General features: G+C 44.3%; 11 protein-coding genes. 10 read left to right on the forward strand and 1 reads right to left on the reverse strand.

The features are described 5' to 3' along the window. Positions 1–137: 137 nt before the first annotated feature. The 9 genes from BMX56_RS17725 (at position 138) to BMX56_RS17765 (ending at position 17,633) form a co-directional block, all read left to right on the forward strand. Positions 138–1,136 carry an AAA family ATPase gene (locus BMX56_RS17725; RefSeq protein ID WP_090650967.1) on the forward strand — a complete coding sequence of 333 codons (999 nt, stop codon included), beginning with the start codon at positions 138–140 and terminating at the stop codon, positions 1,134–1,136. A 148-nt stretch (positions 1,137–1,284) separates the two neighbouring features. Then, complete coding sequence (locus BMX56_RS17730) at positions 1,285–2,160, forward strand: DUF58 domain-containing protein (RefSeq protein WP_255369867.1); 876 nt, start codon at positions 1,285–1,287, stop codon at positions 2,158–2,160. 69 nt (positions 2,161–2,229) lie between these two features. After that, on the forward strand, positions 2,230–3,744 hold the full coding sequence (locus BMX56_RS17735; protein WP_090650973.1) for a BatA domain-containing protein: 1,515 nt from the start codon (positions 2,230–2,232) through the stop codon (positions 3,742–3,744). Continuing rightward, on the forward strand, positions 3,741–5,867 hold the full coding sequence (locus BMX56_RS17740) for a DUF4175 family protein (RefSeq protein WP_090650975.1): 2,127 nt from the start codon (positions 3,741–3,743) through the stop codon (positions 5,865–5,867). Before BMX56_RS17735 ends, BMX56_RS17740 begins: the two co-directional genes overlap by 4 nt. Before the next feature lie 6 nt (positions 5,868–5,873). Next, entirely contained in the window at positions 5,874–7,658 is a 1,785-nt protein-coding gene (locus BMX56_RS17745) for a Rossmann-fold NAD(P)-binding domain-containing protein (RefSeq protein WP_090650978.1), read from the forward strand. A gap of 31 nt (positions 7,659–7,689) precedes the next feature. Continuing rightward, complete coding sequence (locus BMX56_RS17750; RefSeq protein ID WP_090650980.1) at positions 7,690–9,327, forward strand: TldD/PmbA family protein; 1,638 nt, start codon at positions 7,690–7,692, stop codon at positions 9,325–9,327. Between the two features lie 7 nt (positions 9,328–9,334). Next, entirely contained in the window at positions 9,335–10,666 is a 1,332-nt protein-coding gene (locus BMX56_RS17755) for a TldD/PmbA family protein (protein ID WP_218152443.1), read from the forward strand. 480 nt (positions 10,667–11,146) lie between these two features. Continuing rightward, a complete protein-coding gene (locus tag BMX56_RS17760) occupies positions 11,147–12,040 on the forward strand; it encodes a glycoside hydrolase family 16 protein (protein ID WP_090650984.1) in 894 nt (297 codons plus the stop codon). 283 nt (positions 12,041–12,323) lie between these two features. After that, positions 12,324–17,633 (forward strand): Ig-like domain-containing protein, encoded by a 5,310-nt coding sequence (locus tag BMX56_RS17765; protein ID WP_090650987.1) that lies wholly within the window; start codon positions 12,324–12,326, stop codon positions 17,631–17,633. 85 nt (positions 17,634–17,718) lie between these two features. Here BMX56_RS17765 and BMX56_RS17770 read toward each other — a convergent pair whose 3' ends face one another. Continuing rightward, on the reverse strand, positions 17,719–21,108 hold the full coding sequence (locus tag BMX56_RS17770; protein WP_255369868.1) for a DEAD/DEAH box helicase: 3,390 nt from the start codon (positions 21,106–21,108) through the stop codon (positions 17,719–17,721). A 581-nt stretch (positions 21,109–21,689) separates the two neighbouring features. Between BMX56_RS17770 and BMX56_RS17780 the strand changes: the two genes are divergently transcribed. Beyond that, positions 21,690–24,842 (forward strand): SusC/RagA family TonB-linked outer membrane protein, encoded by a 3,153-nt coding sequence (locus BMX56_RS17780; RefSeq protein ID WP_090650992.1) that lies wholly within the window; start codon positions 21,690–21,692, stop codon positions 24,840–24,842. Position 24,843: the final 1 nt, after the last annotated feature.

Below are 24,843 nucleotides of genomic sequence, written 5' to 3' on the forward strand. Positions count from 1 at the left end.
ACAATATTTTATGCTGATGCTACATTTGTTTGCATTGCTTGTAAAGTTTTGGATACTTTATTTAATTTTTAATAAAAAATACTGGTTATTAATCAAAAGGGTGATATATTGGGAGAGTACATTAAAAACGTATTAAGTTGGAACTGACCGAAAATAATATAAAAGCGCTGCTTGCCAAATTGCCTGCTTTAAAAGGCGAAATTCAAAAAGTAATAGTGGGGCAAGATGCGATACTGGACGAGTTGCTGGTGGCCTTTTTAGCCGGAGGCCATTGCCTGTTGGAGGGCGTGCCCGGCCTGGCCAAAACACTCATCGTAAAAACTATGTCGCAGGCGCTGCACCTGGCCTTCAGGCGCATCCAGTTTACTCCCGATTTGATGCCTACGGATATTATAGGCACCGAGATACTGGAGGAAGACCATGCTACAGGCAAACGTTTTTTTAAATTTAATAAAGGCCCGCTGTTTGCCAACATTATCCTGGCCGATGAAATTAACCGAACGCCACCCAAAACGCAATCGGCGTTGTTGGAAGCGATGCAGGAGTTTGAGGTAACATACGGCGGACAAACATACCCGTTAGATAAGCCGTTTTTTATCCTGGCTACCCAAAACCCTATTGAACAAGCCGGCACTTACCCATTACCCGAAGCCCAGTTAGATCGCTTTTTATTGCTGATAAAAATTGGATACCCAACCGAGCAGGAAGAGTTTGAAGTACTGAACCGTACCACCGGTACCAAAAAAGCCGATGTTAAGGCAGTAATAACCGCCGAAGAGATCATTCAGGCCCAGGCCCTGGTAAGGCAGGTTACTATAAGCGAAGACCTGGTAAAATATGTGAGCCAGGTAATCCGCTCAACCCGCCCCGATACCACCACTGTAAGCTATGTAAAAGAATGGGTGCGCTGGGGTGCAGGCCCGCGGGCAGGGCAGGCTTTAATTTTAACTGCCAAAGCACGTGCTTTATTAAAAGGACGTTACTCCGTTTTAATGGAAGATATCCACGCTATGGCCCCGGCTGTGTTACGGCATAGGATATTGATGAACTTTAAGGCTGAGGCAGAGGGTATTACATCAGATAAAGTGACGGAGGAGTTAGTGAGGGTGGTAGAGAGAAGTAAAGCCATTGTCTGAACCGGGATTAAACAGATTTATCAGATTTTTTGGATTTTGATTTGCTTCAACACTTAAATTCTGTTATTCCTGTCAATCCATTAATCTGCTTAATCCGAGTTCAGAAAAAAATAAATCCGATATCGAACATCCCAAATCCGAAATCAAAATGCTTGATCCAAAAGTATTAATGACCATTAAGGATTTGCCGTTACTGGCGAAAACGGTTATTGATGGCTTTATGAATGGGTTTAACAAAAGCAAGGTGAAGGGCCCAGGCCTGGAGTTTAGCCAGTATCGCAGCTATCAGCCTGGCGATGACCTGCGCTGGCTGGACTGGCGCATGTTTGCCCGGAGCGACCGGTATTATATCCGCGAGTCGGAGGTAGAAACCTGTATTTCTGTAAAGTTTTTGGTTGATGCCAGCGCATCTATGGATCATGACGATAACGGGATAAAAAAGATAGACTATGCCCGTTTTCTGGTGGCATCGCTGGCCTGGCTATCCAATTTGCAGGGCGATTCGGTAGGGTTGTATGTTTTTCAGGATGGAGGTTTGTTTTCGTTAGCATCCAAACCCGATCCGCAACATTTGCAGCGGCTGTTTTATCACCTGCAGCAGGTTAAACCCAATGGCAAGTTCACGCAGCCTGTACATTACAAGGAGTTATTTGCCGGCGACGGACGTAAGGAGCTATTGGTATTTGTTACCGATATGTACCAGGCGGATGGCGAAATAAATAAACTACTCGATTCACTAACGGCTTTAAAGCATGAAGTGGTAGTATTTCACCTCATGGGCAAAAATGAGCTTGATTTTGACTTTGGCGGATATGCTTCATTAGAAGACCTGGAAACCGGTGAGACCATCGAAATAAATACCCAACAGGCAACCGACTACCAGCAAAAACTAAAAAGCCATTTAGAGGCTATCAGGATGCAATTACTTGGCAAGCATATCTACTACAGGATGCTCAGCACCGCCCAGCCGCTGGATGAAGCCTTACGCGATTTTTTAACACAACGGAATAAAAGCAAATTTTAACAAACTGTTTACTTTATTCATTCTTAAATCAATAATTCAATAACTCATTAATTCAATAATTAACAAAAGGTGCAGTTTTTAAACCCCATATGGTTGTTTGCCATTGCCGCGATAAGTATCCCGGTAGTTATACACCTATGGAATATCAGGCCGGGCAAAACCCTAAAGGTTGGCAGCATCGCCCTGATAACCGCGGCAGCGCAAAAAAGCAGCCGGAGTTTTAAGTTGAACGACGTGTTGCTATTTATTTTACGGTGCCTGTTTTTATCGACGCTTGCTTTTTTATTGGCGGCTCCCTTTTGGCAGCGCAGCCAGGCCACAGCCAAAACAAAAGGGTGGGTGCTTATCCCTAAAGCCAACCTGAAAGAGACCTACAAAAATTTGAAATTTACTGTAGATTCTCTGTCTAAAGCTGGTTACGAGTTTCTTTTTTTTGATGAAAATTTTAAGAAGTTTGAACTAAGTAAAACACTGAATGATAGTTTATTAAAAGATAAACCTGAAGTAAAAAATTACTGGAGCCTGGTGGCAAAATTAAACGAAAAGCTACCGCCAGCTCTCTCGGTTTATTTACTCACACCAAACCAGGCAAAGTACTTTAACGGCAGCAAACCATCTGTATCGCTCAACCTGCATTGGTTAACATATACCCCCGCTGACTCTGTAAGCACCTGGATTGAAAGTGCATGGTTTACCACTAATAATTCAATTAAAGTCATTGAAGGCAATTGCCGGCCATCGGGTACTTATTTTACCAGCTATATTATTCAATCCGAAGGCGATCCAAAATCGCCATTTGTGGTAGATGTTAACCATGGTAGCCCGGTTGTCAGTTTGAAAACGGCCCCCGAAAAACACACGCCGATTGATACGGGTGCTTTACGGGTGGCTATCTATAGCGATAAATACAGTGTTGATGAAAAGTATTTAGTTGCTGCCGTACAGACAATTATCGATTTTACCCAACGTAAGGTTGTAGTCAAAAAATACACTGATGCGGCGCAAATACCGGTAAAACAGGACTGGTTATTTTGGCTGTCCGACAAACCCGTTGATGCCAGTGCGCTGGTTAAATCTGCACATATATTTAACTACCAGCAGGGGAAGATCGAATTGGAATCATCGTCAATAAAAACCAGCAGCGCTTTTGCTTTAGCCTACAAGGAAGACCCGGCAGCAATTTATAAACTGGTTAAAAACGAAATTTCGGACGGCAAACCTATTTGGGTTGATGGCTATGGCAACCCTGTTTTAACGCAGGAGCAAAGCCCGAAAACTACACAGTACCATTTTTATTCCCGCTTCAATCCCGCCTGGAATGACCTGGTTTGGAGTAATAAATTCCCGAAGTTATTATTGAAACTGGTTTTATATCATCCTGATTATGAAGTATTAAACAGTCATGATTTAACTAGAATTGACCACCGGCAAATGATGCCAAATATAATTTGGTCGGCAAAAAAGATAGATAATAGTAAAATAATTGTGCAAACAGATCTGTCGCGCTATTTCTGGTTGATGCTGATTGCCGTGTTCATTGTCGAAAGATGGGTTGCCCATAAAAATAAGCCTGTATTAAAATGATTGAACTTACAGGGATAAATAAAATAAACGCGATACGCAGGTGGTATATTAGTTATCAGCTGCTTGCCGATGTGCTTTTTGCCGCCGCTATATCGCTGCTTTCAATTGCTTTGTTAAGGTATTTATTTAAGGTGCCGGTGTTTTGGGCATTACCGTTATTTGTATTATGCCTGGTAATTTTTCTGGTCATTCATCAGGCCTGGAAAACCAGCGACGTTTTAATAGCTAATTTCCTTGATCAACAATATCCCGAACTGGAAGAAAGCAGCGGCTTGGTATTAAAACCTGCATCAGAATTAAACCTGCTGGAAACATTGCAGTTACAAAAGGTAGAAACTCAGTTGCAGGTTGTTCCGCAGTGGCACAGTTCGTTTTTAAAGCGGGCTAAACTTGCGCTATTGTTGCTGTTGTTTGCATTCGGATTCACATGGGTACTAAACAAGCCGTCGGCAACAAATCAATCTTTAACAGGAAAAGCTTTATCAACTGAAAATAATGCCATTCCAGAAAAGGTACTGCCTCAAATATCGTCGATTGACGTTGTAGTACATCCGCCAGCTTACACGGGTAAACAGCCACGTAGCCAGGATAAGTTTACTTTAAATGTAGAGGATGGCGCGACTGTGAGCTGGAAAATCGCCACCAATATCGCGGTTAAACAGGTGGCACTGCTGTTTAATGATAAGGAAACTATTAACCTTAAAAATATAAACCCCGATAAAACTGCCTGGCAAATTCAAAAACTGATTAACAAGCCTGGTTTTTACCAGGTTAACGTTGATGGCAAACTTTCGGACTTATACCAGGTACAGGTAATTGCAGACCAGCCGCCGGTTATCCATATCAAGTCGCCTAAACAGTACACCTATATTGATGCCGGCGAGGCGCAAAGGGTAAATATTGACGCAATCGTTAATGATGATTATGGAATAGCAAACGCGCTTGTTTTCGCGACAGTAGCTAAGGGAAGCGGCGAGGCTGTAAAATTTAAAGAGTATAAACTCGATTTTTCTACCTCGTTCAGTTCGTACCTGCCACAGTATAGCCTGCAAAAACTAATTAGTTTACCTGCCTTAAATATGGAGCCGGGCGATGAACTTTACTTTTACATACAGGCTATCGATACCCACCAGCAGCAAAGCCGCACGGATGTTTATACAGTGTCTATACAGGATACCGCTCAATTGTTAAGCATGGACGGTATGCTAAGCGGGGTAAACCAAAAGCCGGAATTTTTCCGTAGTGAACGCCAGATCATCCTGGATACCGAAAAATTGCTGAAGGATAAAGACAGCATCACAACGGTGAAGTTTAACGACCGGAGCAATGATCTGGGCGTAGATCAAAAACTGCTTCGCCTGCGCTATGGTAAGTTTTTGGGCGAAGAGTCGGAATCGGATATTAATCCTGCCGATGTGAAAGATGATCGGGTTGGGGATATCAAAAATTACGGTAACGCGGCGGTAATATTGGATAAATACACTGATAAACATGATAATGCCGAGGATGCCCAGTTTTTTGACCCCGAACTAAAAAAGCAACTTAAAGCTACGCTTACAGAAATGTGGAAGGCCGAATTGCAATTAAGGCTTTACAAACCGCAGGACGCATTGCCATTTGAGTATAAAGCACTGCGATTGTTAAAAGATTTGCAGCAAAAATCAAGGATGTATGTAGCTAAAACGTCGTATAATCCACCAGCGTTAAAGTTAGAGAAGCGTTTAAGCGGCGATCTCTCCAAGATCAATCAACCCATCAATAAATCGGATGTTAAACCCGGTACCGATCAATATGAAAATTTAAAAAAGGCGGTGCAGGTTTTAGCGCAGTTTAAGGTTGCGCCAAAAATGAGCGATGCAGATGAACATGTGCTCGCTTTAGCCAACCAGCAGCTCAGTTCAAAGGCCTCGGCTCAACCGGGTGCTTACTTGCCGGCTTTAAGTGCCATGCGCCGGATATTATCGAAACCAGGTAAAATTAAGCCAGGCGATATTTCGTTGGTAGAAAGGGCTATTCAGAAAACGCTTATTCCAGCTGATAAATTGCCGGTTGCAGCAGAAAACCCTGCCGACCTGGGTTTATCGCAACAGTATTATAAAAACCTTAACCGCTTAAACCGCTAAATACAAATGAACTGGAACGCTATTGTTATCATCATTTGCATTTTAATTACTGCTTTGGCGGTTTGGAAAGAGTACGTCCGGGCCAATCAATCGCGTTTGGTTTTACGACTGCTTACAACTATAACGGCCGTAATTGCCTTAGCATGTATTGCTTTGCCTTTAACTTACCAGGTTGATGTAAATAAGCAGGACAAAAGGGAAGCGCTATTATTAACCGAAGGATTTAGTGCTGATAGTGTGAGCAAGTATAATACGGAAAAAATATTCACCCTGAATAACACAATCAGCAAAAAGATTCCAAAGGCAATGCTGATCTATGATTTAGCGGATCTGAAAGCAGATTCGACAATTACACAAATACGGATCCTGGGCGATGGTTTGGACAAGGAAGAACTACAGCGACTGGATCATGTACCGGTAATATTCCGTCCTGCGGCTTTTAAACAAGGAATAACTGCAGTTAGTTGGAATGAACATCTAAAAGCAGGAGACGAGATTAACGTTGCCGGAACTTATAAAAACAGCTTGCCCGGAAAAATAAAACTGGTACTGAAAGGTTTAAGTACAGGGTTGGATTCGGTAATCATTGCACCAGGCGAGGCGGTGCCGTTTAATTTAAGGAACACGCCAAAAAACCAAGGTAAGAACGTTTATAAGTTACTGGCCATAACCGGGACAGATACGCTCGAAAACCAAAATATTCCCGTACAAATTGAGCCGGCCAAGCCTTTGAATGTTTTAATGCTAACCGCATCGCCCGATTTTGAGAGCCGCTTTTTAAAGAACTGGCTTTCCGAGAGCGGATTTGCTGTGGCAGTCCGCTCAGCAATCAGTAAAGATAAATTCAACAAAGAGTTCATCAACCTGGATCAATTTCCGCTTGATCATTTATCGGCGTCGGTTTTTGGCAAGTTTGATGTGTTAATTGCCGACCTCTCCGTTTTGAAAACACTAAACGGGGTCGAGGCTGCCGCTTTACAACAGGAAGTTCTCCAAAAAGGCCTGGGGATAGTTATCCGGGCTGATAGTAGCTTAAAATCAAATTCGTGGCTGCAACGTGATTTTCCTTCTGACCGGCTGGCGGTGAAAGATCCTGCACCTGTATCGCTCAACATACAAGGCAAAACCGGTAATACAGCCAAATTGAATGCCGGAATGGTTTACCTGGCAAACCAGGCCAATACCCAATCATTGATTAGTGACGAGCATGGACATGTTTTAGCAGCCAATGCATTGGCCGGTGCCGGCAAATTGGTATTCACACCCCTGAATAATACTTTCAGTTGGATATTGGGCGGCGATAAAGCCGACTATTCATCTTTATGGTCGCTATTGATTACCAAGGCAGCACGGAAGGTTGCCACACTAGAATCATGGACAATAAAATCGGTTATACCAACATTATCAAATCCGGTTGAATTGCAGCTGGAGAGTGCGGTAGCGCCGCCTTTAATACAAATTGACAGCACGGTTATCTCCCCAATACAAAATAGCAAGCTCCCTTTTCAATGGACGGTTAACTATTGGCCAAAGACGGTTGGCTGGCAATCTGTAAAACAAAATAACGGGGCTTTAAACTGGTTTTATGTTTATAGTTACGATGACTGGAAAAATATAAGGGCGCTAAAAAAGCAAGCCGACACCAAAGCCTATGTTGCCAACAACGCGATTAATAGTAATGTAACGAAACAGATACACGAAAAAGCCACGATTGCTGTAAGTAAAATATATTTTTATGTTTTGCTGCTGATGGCTTGTGCTTTTTTATGGTTAGAGGCCAGGTTTCGGTAGTTATATAAGTAATAAAAGGAGGAAATATACTTTGAGAAGACGTGACTTTATCTATTTAACGGGTATGGGTGCCGGCGCTTTAATGCTGCCCGGTATGAATGCCCTCGGTAAAACAATCGATCCGGTACAGGCGCTGGAAGGCGTTGATGTAAAGATCAAAAAAGAGCTGGCTGACGTGGCTTTAAACGCCGCCAAATCAAACGGTGCTACTTATGCCGATGTTAGGATTGGCCGCTACCTTAACCAGTTTGTGGTTACCCGCGAAAACAAGGTACTTAATGTGGCTAATACCGAATCATATGGTATTGGTATCCGTGTTATAGCTAATGGTTGCTGGGGATTTGCAGCAACCAACGATGTAACTAAAGAGGGCATGGCTAAAACGGCCCTGAAAGCAGTTGCAGTCGCCAAAGCCAATGCCAAAATTGGAGGTGCGCCCGTAGAGCTTGCTCCCCAAAAAGGTTATGGCGAAGTAAGCTGGCAAACACCGCTTACCAAAAATGCATTTGAAGTGCCTATCAAAGAAAAGGTTGATCTGTTGCTTAATGCCAACGGCGTGGCCATGGCAGGCGGTGCCAACTTTGTAAACTCGATCATGTTTGCCGTAAACGAGCAAAAATACTTTGCATCAACCGATGGTTCGTATATCGATCAGGATGTACATCGCTTATTCCCAAGTTTTACGGTGACCAAAATTGATCCTGCGGCCGGTTCATTTGAAACCCGTAGGTCGTTAAGCTCGCCGGTTGGTATGGGATACGAGTACCTTGATCCGTTGGATAGCGAGAAAGTGGCTGGTATAACTACCCGTTACAAAAAACGTTATGACATGATTGAAGATATGAAGTTTGCTACCCAGCAGGCTGCCGATAAAATAAAAGCAAAATCGGTTGAGCCGGGCAAATATGACCTGGTGCTTGATCCTTCGCATTTATGGTTAACCATTCACGAATCTGTTGGTCACCCTACCGAGCTTGATCGTGTATTGGGCTACGAGGCTAACTTTGCCGGTACCAGCTTCCTTACCTTGGATAAATGGAAATCGGGCAAGTTTAACTTCGGCAGCAAAGCCGTAAATATTGTGGCCGATAAAACCCAGGTTGGTTCATTAGGCGCTGTAGGTTATGATGATGAGGGTGTTAAGTGTAAAAAATGGGATATCATAAAAGAGGGGACCTTAGTTAACTACCAGGCCATCCGCGACCAGGCACATATCATCGGGCTTACTGAGTCGCAAGGCTGCTGTTACTCGCAAAGCTGGCAGGATGTACAATTTCAGCGTATGCCAAATATATCTTTGCAACCGGGCAAAACCCCATTGAGTGTTGATGAGATGATTAAAAACGTCGAGAAAGGTGTTTACATTATTGGCGATGGCTCATTCTCTATCGATCAGCAGCGCTATAACTTCCAGTTTGGCGGGCAGCTGTTTTATGAGATTAAAAATGGAAAAATAGCCGGGATGCTTAACGATGTTGCCTACCAGGCCAATACTCAGGAGTTCTGGAATTCCTGTAGCCAGGTTTGCGATGAGCGCGACTACCGTTTAGGCGGGGCCTTTAATGACGGTAAAGGCCAGCCGGGCCAGTCAAGCGCGGTATCGCACGGATCATCAACCGCATTATTTAAGGGAGTTAATGTAATCAACACTAAGAGAAAAATCGGATAACTGAATTATGCCTATATTAAATAAAGAAGAAGCCCAGGTTTTACTAAAAAAGGTACTTGCCTATTCAAAAGCCGAGGAGTGCGAGGTAAGTTTAAACGGCAGCGAAGGCGGTAATATCCGCACAGCGTTAAACGCGGTATCAACTGCCGGCGATATCAGTACTATTGGATTGGCCGTAACATCGGTATTTGGCAAAAAAGCCGGTACCGCCACCATTGATGAATTTGACGATGCCGCCCTTGAAAGGGTGGTACGCCGGTCGGAGGAGCTGGCGCAGTTAGCACCTGCCAATCCCGAATATATGCCGATGTTAGGTCCGCAAACTTTTGCAGAGGCTATCACCTTTAATGCTAACACAGCCGCCATAACGCCGGATACCCGCGCAGAAATGGTGGCCAAAAGCTTATCGGTTACTAAAGAAGCAAAATTGACAGCAGCCGGGTTCCTCGAGAATTCTACCAGTTTTAACGCCGTTATGAATTCTAAAGGCTTGTTTGCTTATAACAAAGGTAGCGATGTTACTTTCTCGGTTACTACACGTAACCAGGAAGGCACAGCATCTGGCTATGCGGCCAGGGGATTTACCGATGTAAGTAAGATGGATACCTTTTCGGCAACCAAATACGCCGCGGGTAAATGTTTAAGCTCGTCAGGTGCAAAAGCTATAGAGCCGGGTAAATATACCGTGATACTGGAACCCGTTGCGGCTACCTACCTATTGGAAAACATGTTCCGTTTTGATGCCCGTAGTGCCGAAGAGGGTCGTAGCTTTTTGAGCAAAAAGGGTGGGGGTACCCGCCTGGGTGAACAATTAATGGACCCTAAAGTAAATATCTACTCTGATCCCTTTAATCCCGACCTTCCATCAACCACATGGAGCGGCGAAGGCTTACCGCGCGAAAAAACCAGTTGGATTGAAAAAGGCGTAGTTAAAAACTTAAGTTATAGCCGCTACTGGGCTGATAAAAAAGGTGTTAAGCCTTTGCCCGGGCCTGGCAATATCATTATGGATGGCGGCGATGCCAGCCTGGAAGACCTCATTAAAAGCACCGAACGAGGTATCCTGGTATCACGCCTGTGGTATATCCGCATGGTCGATCCGCAATCGCTGCTGTTAACAGGCCTTACCCGCGATGGTACGTTTTATATAGAGAATGGCAAAATCAAGTTCCCGGTTAAAAACTTCAGGTTTAACGAAAGCCCGGTTATTATGCTAAACAACCTGGAAGCATTGGGCAAGCAGGAGCGGAGCATTAGTGTAGAAAGCTACCGTAGTTACCTGATCCCTACGTTGAAGGTCAGGGACTTTACGTTTAGTTCACTATCAGACGCGGTTTAATATCCCGGATGATTACACCAACAAAGGAGCGGCTAAAAGTTGCTCCTTTGTTGATATTAATACTGCCACATATTGGCTATTCTTGCTCCCCCGAAACTGAATAGATACATGTGGATGTAACCTGTTTGTAATTAACACTTGCCATTTACATTTTATTCGTGTCAAAGTGAGTCAAGCCGCACCCATATTAAAAAATTTGAGCGCTCTAAACCTCAAAGTCTTTGGTTGAATTTCAGACAAAGCTTCAAATAAATTAATTTCTGTAGCGGTCAGCAATTCTTTAATTAAAACGCACCGACCCGTGGTTGGGTGGCGCTGTTAATCTGCCATTTAGCTACACGCTATTCAAAATTGAGTATGTCGGATTTTATGAATAAGCAATTGCCAATCATTACATTTGCCTGGAGCAACGGCTGGTAACTAATAGTGATTAGCTTTATCGATGGCAAAGCCAATATTACCTGTTACTTATGATTAAACATGAAATGTAAAAAGTGTGATTATGGCTTTATAGTTTTCTTTTGTTGTGCGCTTGCTGTATCTACCATTTGCTTGGGTCAGAAGAAAAAAGCGGCAGCAAAAACTGAAGAGACGGTCATTTTTTTTGATGACTTCGAGGGCAAAAAACTCAATCGCAATAAATGGAATACCGAAGTAACGGGTATGCATGTGAACAATGAACTGCAGGCTTATGTTGATACGGGTTTGACTGTATTTTTGGTTAATGGTGCAGCGGCAGAGGGTGCAAAAAAGGGTGCCTTGGTAATAAGGCCACAGTGGATACCTGGTTTTAAAACAAAAGACGGGCAAACTTTTGATTTCATATCAGGCAGGATAAATACCCAAAATAAATTTGAATTTGCCTACGGAAAAGCCGAGGCCCGGATTAAACTAACTGAAGGTGCCGGCCTTTGGCCCGCCTGGTGGTTGTTAGGTAACGGCATGTGGCCCGCCTGTGGCGAAATTGACATTATGGAATACGTAGGCGAAAAGGATTGGGCCAGTGCTGCCGTGCATGGCCCAGGCTATAGCGGCGAAACACCATTTGTAAACCGCCAGTATTTTAGTGCCAGCAATGATGTTACCCAATGGCATAGTTACGCCGTAGAATGGACTCCGGATGCGCTTTATTTTAAATATGATGGCAAACTGATGTTCAGGTTAAATAAAAACATGACCGGGCATTACGGGAAGTGGGCGTTTGATAACAAAAAACACCTCATCCTGAATTATGCCTTGGGCGGTGCTTACCCGGTAAAAATAAACGGCGTTACTATGCCTTACAATGGCATGCCGGCATCAACAGTAGATCTTATCAAGAAAAATAAAGCAAAAATGCTGGTTGATTGGGTTAAGGTAACTCAAAAAAAATAATTTTAAACAAAGTTTTTCTTGAATTTGGAACAGGCCTCGGTAGTCGCTTTTTTTGCTATTTTTAATTAAAAAGACAATTAGGCGATAAAAATGAAAATTTAAGCAGAAAATTTTACGAAGTACCAAACCATTTTGTTTGTTTTACGTATAAAGGTTGAGATTTAATTTCTATAAAAACAGTGTGGTAGGCTATGTTATTGGTTGTAAATAATTTACCGGTTTGAGGTTTTATTCAAACCGAACCTTATTATCATAAAGCTGAAACGAATAGATATTGAGGTTAATGAAGATCCGTCTACTTATTTTTATTTTTTTACTTATTTCGCTGCATGGCTTTAGCCAGTCGTGCTCATTAACTGTTGCTATATCTTCTTCCGAACCGGGCATATGCGCGGGCAACACTATTGCTTTAACAGCTACTCCCTCTGGCGGCACTGGCAATTATGATTACGCATGGAGCACGGGCGAAACCGTTAATCCAATTCACGTAAACAAAGCAGGCAACTATGCGGTAACTGTTACCGACAAAACTTCGGGTTGCACGGCAAGCAAAACAATCACTGTAAACATTACGCCAACACCTGCTGCGCCGGTAGTAACGGGTGGCGGCACGGTTTGCCAGGGCACAAGCGCCCACCTCCAGGTTACTTCGGCTGGCGATAGTTTTCAGTGGTACACACAAGCAGCGGGCGGCACCCCGTTTCATACCGGTACTAGCTATGATACGCCGCCGGTTACCGGTTATACAGCCTACTATGTTGAAGCTACTACCGCAGGTTGCACAAGTTCACGAACAACGGTGCCTGTTAACATTTTAGGTAAACCTGTAGCTCATAGTGTTAAAGCATGCGCGGGCAGTCCGGTTACCCTATCGGTAAGTAATGGTGATAATTATAGCTGGTATACCTCAAGTACCTCAACAAACGTGGTTAATACCGGGCCAACGCTTACAATTGCGTCGTTGCAGCAATCGGTGAATTATTATGTTACTTCTACTGTTAACGGATGTACAAGCCAACGAACAGTTGTATCTGCAACTGTAACTTCGGCACCACAATCGCCCACGGTTACCAGCAATAATACTGTATGTTCTGGTTCGGTAATCACTTTACACGCTGACGCCCCAGCTGGCGTTGCCGATTGGTTTGATACCCCTACCGGTGGAACCCCATTAATATCAAGTCCTGATTATACAACCCCGCCGCTTACGGCTAACACCACTTATTATGTACAAAATACCATAAACGATTGCCAAAGCCCGCGTGTACCGGTTAACGTTACCGTAAACCCAATACCTGCCGCGCCCGCGCAACAAACTGTAAATAGTTGCTATAATAGCAGTGCACACCTAACTGCCGGTACAGATGGCACATACCAATGGTATGCAGATGCCGATGGAAAGCACTTTTTAAAACAAGGGCTTACCTACGATACGCCGCCATTAACCCAGGATATTACCTACTATATCGTGGCTACCAATTCGGGGTGTAATAGTGCGCCCAGCCCTGTAAATGTAATTGTGGCGCCACCGGTTGCAGCGCCATCAGTTTTAAACCCACCTATTACCTGCAGCGGGTCGACTGCTGTAATCACGGCTACAGCGCCAGGAGGAACTTACCAATGGTTCGCAACCGCCACGGATAATAATCCTTTACCGGTTACCGAGAACGGAAAGTTCACAACGCCTGCCTTAACAGCAACTACTACCTATTACGTGCAAACAACCGTAGGGCAGTGCACAAGCAGCCGTACTGCTGTTAAGGTTGTTGTTTCAAGTCCTGTGGCCTCACCTGTGGCGCGCGATGCCAACATCTGCTCCGGAAACCAGGCAACGTTATCCGCAACCGGGCCAGCCGGGGATTATGCCTGGTTTGATAGCAGTAATAACCTTGTACAGGTCGGGCAAACATTTACTACCCCTGCATTAACGGCGTCTACAACATACACGGTACAGGTTACCGTTAATGGTTGCACCAGTGCACCTGTACCTGTAAAAGTGGTTGTTACACCATTACCGCAGTCACCTGTAGCGGGGCCCTCGCCTACAATCTGTCCCGGTAGCACTGCCAATCTTTCGGCCAGCGCAGCCGCGGGTGAGAGTATTGATTGGTTTGACGTTCCCTCTGGCGGTGTATCGCTGCACACAGGAAACACCTATACTACGCTGCCTTTATCGGCCGATAAAACCTACTATGTGCAAAGTACTTCTGGTACCTGCACCAGTACGCGCACCCCAATTACAGTTACCGTTGACAACAGCGGCACCTCATTTAAGTATTCGTCGGCAACCTATGCAACGACAGGCGAAAATCCAACCCCTGTAATTATCAATCCTTCCGGTAGCGATATATTCAGTGCGCCTCCGGGCCTGGTGTTTATAAGTACGGCTACAGGGCAAATTAATGTCGGCGCCAGTACTCCGGGAACCTATAAAGTTGTGTTAACCGGCAGCGGTACTTGTTCCGGCACTTACTCAGGTAACGTAACTATCAGGGTTAATCCCCTTACTGCTTTTACGTATAATACCCCCATTTGTAAAACAGGAGCCAATCCTAAACCAGCATTTGCGCCGGGTGCCAGCGCCGGGGTTTTTACAGCTTCGCCCGCCGGACTAACTTTTGTAAACGATAAAACCGGCGAAATCAGTTTGGCAAATACCACCAAAGGCACATATACCATCACCAATACCATACCGCCCAGCGGCTCGTTTTCGGGCAGCTCATCATCTTTAAATATAACCATTGATGATGCCGTGACGGTAAGTGCAGGTGCCAATCAGAGTGTACCGCTAAATACACCGGCCACTTTAAATGGCAGTATTACCGGTGCTTCGGGAGGTACATGGTCTGGCGGGGCCGGCAAATTTTCAGATGTAAATGATCTTCACGCTGTTTATACTCCTGCAAATAATGAAAGCAAGGCTGTGCTTACTTTACTTTCAAACAAGCCGGCCGGCGCATGTAACGCGGCATCTGCAACGGTAACCATTTTTTTTAATACAGTACCACCGGCACCTACTGCTCAGGATGTCCAAATTTGCAAAGGCAGCAGCACCACATTAACCGCGACGGCTCCGGGCGGCACCTATAATTGGTTTACGACAGCAAGTGGCGGTTCATCAATAAAGCAGGGGGCAAGTTATACTACGCCAAGCCTTACCGCTACTGCAACTTATTATGTTCAAACCACGGTAAATGGCCTTAACAGCCAGCGTAAAGCTGTAACAGTAACAGTTTACGATGCACCGCCAACGCCACAAACATCGGCCGATACAGTCGTTATTTGTGCAGGTAGTACGGCAAAATTTGTTGCAAGCGGTTCAGCAGGAACCTACCAGTGGTTAAACGAAAGCGGACAACTCGTAAACATCGGCGGTACTTTTACAACGTCGTCATTAAATACAAGTACGTTTTATAATGTACAGGCTGCGGTTGGGCAATGTGTAAGCGCCATGAAAAAGGTAGTTGTTATAGTTAACCCAACACCTTATATTACAAGTAGCTCAAGTGGTTTTACCTGCAGTGGCAATCCTTTAAATTATACTATAACCGCTAACCTGCCAACGGCTACTTTCAGTTGGCGGCGGGTGGCTGTTTCAGGTATTAGTAACCCGGCGGTGTCAAATAAGACCAATGCATTGATTTCAGAAACGTTAATAAATACTACGGCCAATCCTATAAATGTAACTTATGCAATTACTCCAATAAATGGCACCTGCCCTGGTACGCCTATTAAGTATGTTGTTACAGTTTACCCTACGCCGGTGATAACCAAATCGCCAAAAAGTTCAATATGTAATGGGACCTCTGCCAATTACAATATAAAGTTTAATACAGCCAACACCTCGTTTAGATGGAGCAGGGCAGCCGTGGCAGGTATTACCAATAACGCGGTAAGCGGCCAGGCCTCTAATGTGATCAGGGAGGTGTTATATAATACCAATACCACCCCGATTGATGTTGTTTACACCATTAATTACAAAACAAACGACTGTGATGGCGAACCTTTTAACTGGGTTGTAACCGTTAACCCTGCACTTAATATTACCAGTGATACAGTTTCATTGGCTTGTAATAAAACGCCGCAAAACTACGCCATTACATCCAATGTGCCTACTGCAACCTTTAGTTGGACCCGTGCAGCGGTACCGGGTATCAGTAACCCGGCAGCAACGGGTACCGGCCCCATTATTGATGAAGCTTTAACAAACACTACAACAGCTCCCGTCAGCGTTAACTATATTATTACGCCATCAGCGTATGGTTGCGATGGGGTGCCGTTTACTCATACCGTAAATGTTAACACCAAGCCTAATGTACCGCAGGCAAACAGTAACTCGCCGGTGTGCCTTGGCAATACTATTAATTTACGTACTCCTTCTTTAGCAGGTGCCACATATATGTGGACCGGGCCTAATAATTTTTCCTCAACATCACAAAATCCGGATATTCCGGCTACTGTTGAAAGTGCTGGTACCTATAACTTATTTGTCACCGTGGCAGGTTGTACAAGCGATGCCGGAGTTACCACGGTACAGGTAGATCAGCCACCTGTTGCTACGGTCACAGGCCCCCAACTGGTGTGTAGTAATGTAACGTCTATCGCTCTTAAAGGTTCGGTTACCGGGGGTACTACAACAGGTATCTGGTCGTCAAGTAATCCTAAAGGAAGGTTTTTACCATCGTCAACCTCTGTTGATAATGTGCAGTATATCCCCTCGGCCGAGGAAAAGGCTGCAGGCAGTGTCACTATAACCCTGTCATCTACCAGTAAAGACGATTGTACCATCTCTACTTCGGTACTCAATATCAGGTACGGGCAGGAGCCGGGTGCCGATGCCGGTAAAAACCAAAATGTTTGCTCGCAAGATCAGTTTGTGCAATTGGCCGGCAAAGTTCTTGTGCCGGGCAGTACAGGTTTTTGGAGCACTGCTGCCGGCGACGGTCAGTTTCATTCGGGAAACCAGCCAAATGCCACATATACGCCGGGAGTTAACGATCTGAAAAAAGGATCGGTTATGCTGACCTTTAATGTAGATAACGCGGGTCAGTGCTATACGCCGTCTGATTCGGTTAAAATAACATTCTTTGGTCCGCCGGAGCTTACCACCGAGAAAATAAGATATGTTTTAAGGGATAAAACGATCACGCTGCACCCATCTGTAAATGACGAGTCTGTGAGCTACTTATGGTCGCCAAATTATAATATTAGCGATATTCATGCTAAAAATCCGGTTATAACAGGGAGCGTTGACACTACCTATAACCTAACTATTACCGATAGTTTAGGTTGTGTTACACCCGGCGCGACCCATATTGTTGTATCGCCGTCGTTATCGGTGTCGAACGCATTTTCGCCCAACGGCGATGGTACGAACGATACCTGGGAGATAACCGGCCTGGTAGCCTATGAAAACGCTACGGTTGATGTGTTTAACCGTTACGGTACCCTTATATTCCATTCCAAAGGCTATGGTGTACCCTGGGATGGTAAATCAAACGGGCAACCAGTACCGGTTGGGGTTTATTACTTTATTGTGGATACCAAACTTAACGGGCAGCGGTTTACAGGATATGTGACTGTTTTGAGGTAGCCTTGCCGGAGAGTGGTGAATAGTGAGCGGTGAGTAGTTAATAACCCGAGTCCAACCACTCACCATTCACTGCTCGCCATTCACTTTAACCCAAAATTCCCAGCAAATCTGTTTTTGACATTGATTGTAAAAACGAGCTATCTGTATTAACCAAATTATCGGCCAGGCTTCGTTTAAAGTCCTGCATCTGCATAATTTTTTCTTCTACGGTATCGGGGCAAATCATCCTTACAGCTACTACATGTTTGCTTTGACCTATCCGGTGCGAGCGGTCAATGGCTTGGTTTTCAACAGCTGGGTTCCACCAGGGGTCTACAATATACACGTAATCGGCTTCGGTTAAATTAAGGCCGGTACCGCCGGCTTTCATGCTGATGAGAAATACGCTTATTTTGGGGTTGTTTTGAAATTCATTTACAACAGCCTCCCGGTTACGGGTGCTGCCAGTGAGCCAGCAAAATTCAATTTTACGACTCAATAACTCTTTCCTGATCAGTTCCAGCATCGATACAAACTGCGAAAATACCAGTATTTTATGCTGATGCTGTTTGCTTTCAATTTGCTCAATGAGCATCTCTATCTTGGCGGATTCTGAGCCGGGTGGCTTTTCTCCATCAATCAACAACGGCGAGTCGCAGATCTGCCTTAATTTGGTTAGCCCTTTAAGCACGTTCATCGGTGTCTTCCTTAGTTCGTCGCTGGTTGTGGCCGAGATGTATTCGCGGAATTCCTTTTCATAGGCATCATAAATTTTGCGTTGTTGTTCCTTCATTTCGCAATAAAGTACCATCTCGGTTTTTTCGGGTAATTCGGCGGCTACCTGTTGCTTTGTACGGCGCAAAACAAAGGGCTTTATTTTATGCTGCAATTCGGCCGCGCGCTTATGGCTCTTGAATTTATCAATGGGTACGGCATAAATATCTTTAAAATACTGTTTGGTACCCAACAAACCCGGGCAGGCAAATGAAAGCTGACCGTAAATATCAAAGGTGTTATTTTCGATGGGAGTGCCTGTAATGGCGATCCGGTTGCGCGATTTTAGCAGGCGCACCGCCTTGTACCTTTGCGAATCGGGATTTTTAATCTGTTGCGATTCGTCCAGAAAAACGTAGTTAAACTGATAGTGCTTTAAAAAGCCAATATCGGCAAGCAGCGTGCCGTACGATGTCAGGATAATTTCATAACCGTCAAACTCTGAAGTGTTTTTTATCCTGTCGGCCCCATAAATAGTATGCATCCTGATAGATGGGGCAAACTTTTTCACTTCAGCCTGCCAGTTAAATATGATAGATGTGGGCACCACCAACAAATTGGTATTCCGATCTCTTTTGTTACGTTGCGATAATATGAAGGCAATAATCTGCATGGTTTTGCCCAACCCCATATCATCGGCAAGGCATCCGCCAAAATTAAAATCATCTAAAAAGTTAAGCCAGTTTAAACCCTGTTGCTGATAAGGGCGAAGTGTCGTCTTAAGGTCGGCTGATACTTCCACATGTGTTATCTTATCAAAATCAGCTAACTTTTCACGGTAGGTAAATAACTCGGCCTTAACCTCCTCATCCATCACCTGCTGATCAAACAACTCATCAATTGCAGCGTAATTGATTTTATGGATGCTTAAAATATCTTCATCAGTAACCTCGCCGGCATTAAAGTATTTAGTAAATCTTTCAATCCACTCCAACGGCAAAATCCCCAACGTGCCATCGTCCAGCTGCACGTATTTACTTTTGTTACGCACTGCTTTTTGCACGCGTTTTAATGAAGTTTTGGTTTTGCCAAAGCGGATACCAATTTCGGTATTAAACCAGTTGATGCCGCTAAGCACCCTTATTGTAATATTTACTTTGTTGGCATTGAGCTTGTTGCCTTCCAGCTCGTTAAAACCTAAAACAGTAATACCATGCTGCCGCCAATCCTCAAATACGTTTAAAAACCATTCTTCCTGCAAAAAATGTCTTTTATGCAGGTAAAAATAATGCAGGTCGTTATCCAGTTGTTCATCAAAGTAGGGGTGTTGCCTTACCAATAGGGCTGTCAGGGCTATCTCGGCCTCGTCATCGCGTTTTACAATAAATTCGTTGCCTTTATGATCAACCCCATGAATGGTGCGTTTGGTACGTACAGGAATTTCAGCCTCGCCATAACGCATCACCGGGATAATCATCACATGACTGCCAAAGTCCGACAGGTAAATGATCTGCTCTGTTTCGGCGGTAAATCCCTGTTGCTTTAACTGGGCCTGTGTAGCTGGCTTTATATGCTGATAGGCAATCGTAATCCTGTCTTCCAGCTTGGTAAGCAATTGTGCTTTAAACTCTTTGTATTTGGAGTGGTGGATAAGCAGGTTTTCGGGCCGTTTACGCATCAGGTCGATAATGCCCAGCAGTTGGATGTTATCGGCCAGGTAAAGCTTGTCCTTTACTAAAATAAAATAGCTGAACCGGATACCCAGGTCTTTAAGCTGATGCACCTCGCCATCAATTGTAAGCTGGCCCGAAAATTCATAAAACGGCCCCTGCGGTTTTATATTCAGGCTAATGTTTTGCGGTAATAGCCCAACCTTAACAGGTACTATCGATGACGCTGTGATATTGTCGGATACCTGGCTATTGTGGTAATAAAAATCGTATTTCAGTGGGTTTTTCATGATTGCCCGTAAAGCCAGTATATCTGCCGCCGACCGTTTGCTATTAATGTGGTTCTGAAATTTATTGATGCCTGTAAAAAACTTTAGCTGCTCATGGTCGTCCGTACTCCAGATCTGGTCTAAAGGATTCACCAGAGTCAGCGGGTTTTTAATTTTACCCTCTTTGGTGATTGTGGAGCTGTACAGCTCCACAAAAAGGTATTTATAATATTTGTGCTGTTTTAACACAATACATATGGATTGGCCGGTATCTCCGTCGGCCTTATCAGTAATTGCCGCATCAGCGGGCAGCAACATTTCGCCGTATTGGGCCAGGCTATCTTTAGTAACCGGTATAAGCGAGGGCAACCTTGGGACAATAACCGATTGCTTATCTATATACGTCACTTTAAAAAAAGCATCCAGGTCGGGTTCGTTTTCCAGGCCATAATCAATGGCTGCCTTTCTTATTTTTTCGTCCCTTAACCGGCTATCGAAATATATGCGCAGGTCATTTTTTTTAATAATAGCGGTAAGTACCAGCGTTTGGTGTTCGCAAAGCCGGCCATGGCTGGCGGTGCAGCCGCAGGTTAATAAAAGTTGGTGATTATTTTGAACTACGGTAACCTGCGGAAAGTTAACGGCATCAAATTCGTGGTAAAAAACGCCGCTGTTAATTTCAATAACCTCGGGAACAATGTGTTTATAATAGGATGGATGATTATCATATCCACCGCCCGACCGTTGGAGGATGGCGGTTTCGGTAATGGCCGCAAAGGGTAAATCTAAAATATAAGTATGGCCTCCAGGTTCATCTTCCTCATAAATAGCTGCTGTATCCACTTATATCCCTTTTGTTGTGTTTTGGGTAAATATCTTAAGAATTGGGCAGACTAACCAAGTTGGCGTAAAGAAAATATTTATAGGGCTTCAAATTGGCATTCTGTTAATTGTAGGTTAACTATCCTTTATAAAAGGGGTAAATTGTAATAAAAAATATAATTCCTATAGAATTAGTAGTTTAATGAAATTATTTTATATTTGCGATGTAAAAATACCACCATGATCGCTTTTGTTAATCCTGAAACAGGGTTCATTAAATTTTCTTCTGCTATTCTGCAACAGCCCATGTGCTGTTACTGCTGTTGTTGGTAACGCGGCACAATGCCTTGTTTTTTTGATGCTTAATTTTTGCTTTTGGGAAGAGGTATGCGGCATTCAAAATTATACAAAACATTTATTTACAACATTCTTTAAGCCCCTTAAAAAGATGAAATAAGATTTACTAACTATCCTTAAATGACACCGGCAAGGGAGCCTTGCCGGTGGTTTGGATGGCAGATCAGCCCGTAACGCCAATCACTAACTGATCTTCATCCCCGGTTTTACTAACAAATAATCATTAACATAAAACATTTAAATATATGGAAATATATCTCCATGCCAAGTTTTTATATCTTTCCCGTACCTATAAAGTCTTCAAACAATCGGCCATTTTATTGCTGATACTTATTCCTTTCGGTTCTTTTTCGCAAACAAGCAGTCCATCGGTTATCAACTCCAAACTATACGGTAAAGTGGTGGATGCTACTAATAAACAGCCTATTCCGGGCGTGGTTATACGTATTAAAGGCACCACCCACGCTGTTGCTACCAACTCCGATGGCGAGTTTAATTTTGTTACGGGCCAAAAGTTTCCTTATACCTTATTGGTAAGCTTTATTGGCTATGATAAAGTAGAACTTACAGTAAACGGCAGCCCGGTGCAGATAGAGCTTAAACCTGCAGTAAACCAACTTACCGATGTAGTAGTTGTAGGTTACGGCACGCAGAAGAAAAGCGATGTTACCGGGGCCATCTCGTCGGTACCTAAAGAAAACCTTAACCAGGTATCATCATCCGTTGATAATTTGCTGCGTGGTTCGGCGCCAGGCGTCAACGTAACCCAAAGCTCGGGCCAGCCCGGCGCTTCTGCCAGTATCCGTATCAGAGGGGGTAATTCTATCACCGGCGGTAACGAGCCATTATACGTTATTGATGGTTTCCCTGTATATAATGATAACGCAAGTGTGGCAACAGGCTCGGGTTCGGGCGCAGGTGTAAATGCACTGTCGACCATCAACCCTTCAGATATTGAATCTATCGAAATTCTTAAAGACGCCTCGGCAACCGCCATATATGGTTCAAGAGGCGCTAACGGCGTTATCCTTATCAGTACCAAAAAGGGCAGGAGGGGTACAAGCGATGTGTCTTACGGCGCTTATTATGGTCAGCAACGAATTACCAAAACACTGCCATTGCTTGATGCTACGCAGTGGGCCAACCTCCGGAATGATATATTAGCCAGCACCGGCCAGGCGCCATCCTTCACCGCCGATCAGATTGCCGCGTTGGGCGAGGGAAGTGATTGGCAGGATGCAGCCTTTCGCCACGCACCGGTACAAAATCACGAACTAAGCTTCACCGGTGGCGATGAACGATCCAGGTTTGCCGTATCCGGCAATTATTTTAGCCAGGATGGTATAGTGCTCAATACCAATTTTAAGCGGTATTCGCTTCGCGCCAATTATGAGCGTGATATCTCCTCTAAATTCAAGATCGGCATAAACTCTACTACAAGCTATTCAACTACAACAGGCGCAGCCGCCAATACCGGATCGGCCAGTTTGAGCAGCCCAAATTTGATCACCAATATTATAACCACATCCCCGGTAGTACCCATAAAAGATCAAAATGGTAATTATAACCTGGTTAATCCATATACCAGCGTGCCGTCTAACCCGATCAATGACCTGTTGAACGTTATCAATAAAACAAACATCAACAGATCATTAGGTAATTTCTACGGAGAATATACTTTATTGCCGGGTTTAAAGGCAAAAATCAGCCTCGGCGCCGATCTGCTCAGCACCAAACAAAACTACTTTGCAGGACCAAATACAGCCAACGGTTATGCAGTTGTGGGCATTGCAAGTGTGGGTAATGCCACCGTAAATACATGGCTTAACGAAAATACGCTTACGTACGATAAAATTATCGATAACAAACATTTTATCAATATCCTTGCCGGTTATACTACCCAAAAATCCACCGGTGAGGCAGCAACCGCCGGTTCAAAAAACTTTGTAAGCAGCGCTACAACTTATAATAGCCTGCAAAGCGGCTCACAAACTTCAACACCTACATCAAGCGCGTATAGCTGGGCCCTTAACTCGTACCTGGCGCGTATCAACTATTCGTACCTGCATAAATATAATTTCACGGTTTCGGGCAGGGCCGATGGTTCCTCGCGGTTTGGTGCTGGCAACAAGTGGGGTTACTTCCCGTCAGCCGGTTTTTCGTGGAACGCGGTTGAAGAGGATTTTATCAAAAATATCAAATCTATCAGCAGCCTTAAAGTGCGTTTAAGTGCCGGAGAGACCGGAAACCAGGAGATAGGGCAATACCAGTCGCTGGCAACTTTATCGCCGGTTAATTACGACTTTAACAGTGTGCTGATAACAGGCTTTGCAGCCAACAGGCTCTCAAATCCAAATTTGAAATGGGAAAAAACCAAGCAGTATGATGTTGGTATCGACCTTGGATTATTGGATAACCGCATCAACCTTACTTTAGATGCTTATTACAAAAAAACAAATGACTTGTTGCTGAGTATCCCCATCCCATTATCAACAGGTTATTCTACGTCGTTGCAAAACATAGGCAGCGTACAAAACAAAGGCCTGGAGGTTGGTATCAACACCGAAAACATCAGCGGTGGGGCTTTTACCTGGAAAACCTCTTTAGTATATGCACTAAATCGCAATAAGGTTTTGAGCCTGGGGGCAACGCAAACATCGTTTTTCCCGGCTGTGCCAAATGGCACTTTGGGTATATTGCAGCCGGTTAATATAAAAGTAGGTTTGCCGTTGGGTACTTTCTGGGGCTATAAAACAGCCGGCATATTCCAGTCGGCGGCAGAAATTGCCAGTTCGCCTACGTTAGATACCAAGGCTAATACCAGGCCCGGCGACCGCAAATATGTGGATACCAATAACGACGGCCTGATTACAGCCGCCGATAAAACCAACCTTGGCAGCTCGCAACCAAAGTTCACCGGTAGTTTTACCAACAACTTCTCTTACCGCCATGTAGACTTGCTGGTGTTTTTCCAGGGCTCGTATGGTAACAAAATCTATAACGCCCTGCGCCAGCAACTGGAAATTACCAATTTATCTGCCAATGCCTATGCCAGCGTAGCCAACAGGTGGACACCCACCAATCCAACCAACGATGTAACCAGGGCAACAAATTCGCCGGTAGCGCAAATGTCTGACAGGTATATCGAGAACGGATCGTACCTGCGCCTTAAAAACGTGGTGCTGGGTTATACCTTCAACGGTACGTTGCTCAATAAAATCCGCGCCAAGCAGCTGCGCGTTTACGTATCCGCTCAAAACCTGGCCACCATAACCAAATACAAAGGGTATGACCCGGAAGTGAATTCGTTTGAGCAAAACAATACCTCGCAAGGCATCGACTTTGGCGCTTATCCAAATTACAAAACCTTTTTAGTGGGCTTAAATGTCACTTTCTAAC

The sequence above is a fragment of the Mucilaginibacter sp. OK283 genome, from assembly GCF_900110415.1.
GTDB lineage: Bacteria > Bacteroidota > Bacteroidia > Sphingobacteriales > Sphingobacteriaceae > Mucilaginibacter.

Excerpts from the sequence above, each read along its gene's own strand:
- BMX56_RS17730 (WP_255369867.1), top strand. The coding sequence starts at position 1,285 with ATGCTTGATCCAAAAGTATTAATGACCATTAAGGATTTGCCGTTACTG.
- BMX56_RS17740 (WP_090650975.1), top strand. The coding sequence starts at position 3,741 with ATGATTGAACTTACAGGGATAAATAAAATAAACGCGATACGCAGGTGG.
- BMX56_RS17745 (WP_090650978.1), top strand. The coding sequence starts at position 5,874 with ATGAACTGGAACGCTATTGTTATCATCATTTGCATTTTAATTACTGCT.
- BMX56_RS17755 (WP_218152443.1), top strand. The coding sequence starts at position 9,335 with ATGCCTATATTAAATAAAGAAGAAGCCCAGGTTTTACTAAAAAAGGTA.
- BMX56_RS17760 (WP_090650984.1), top strand. The coding sequence starts at position 11,147 with ATGAAATGTAAAAAGTGTGATTATGGCTTTATAGTTTTCTTTTGTTGT.
- BMX56_RS17765 (WP_090650987.1), top strand. The coding sequence starts at position 12,324 with ATGAAGATCCGTCTACTTATTTTTATTTTTTTACTTATTTCGCTGCAT.
- BMX56_RS17780 (WP_090650992.1), top strand. The coding sequence starts at position 21,690 with ATGGAAATATATCTCCATGCCAAGTTTTTATATCTTTCCCGTACCTAT.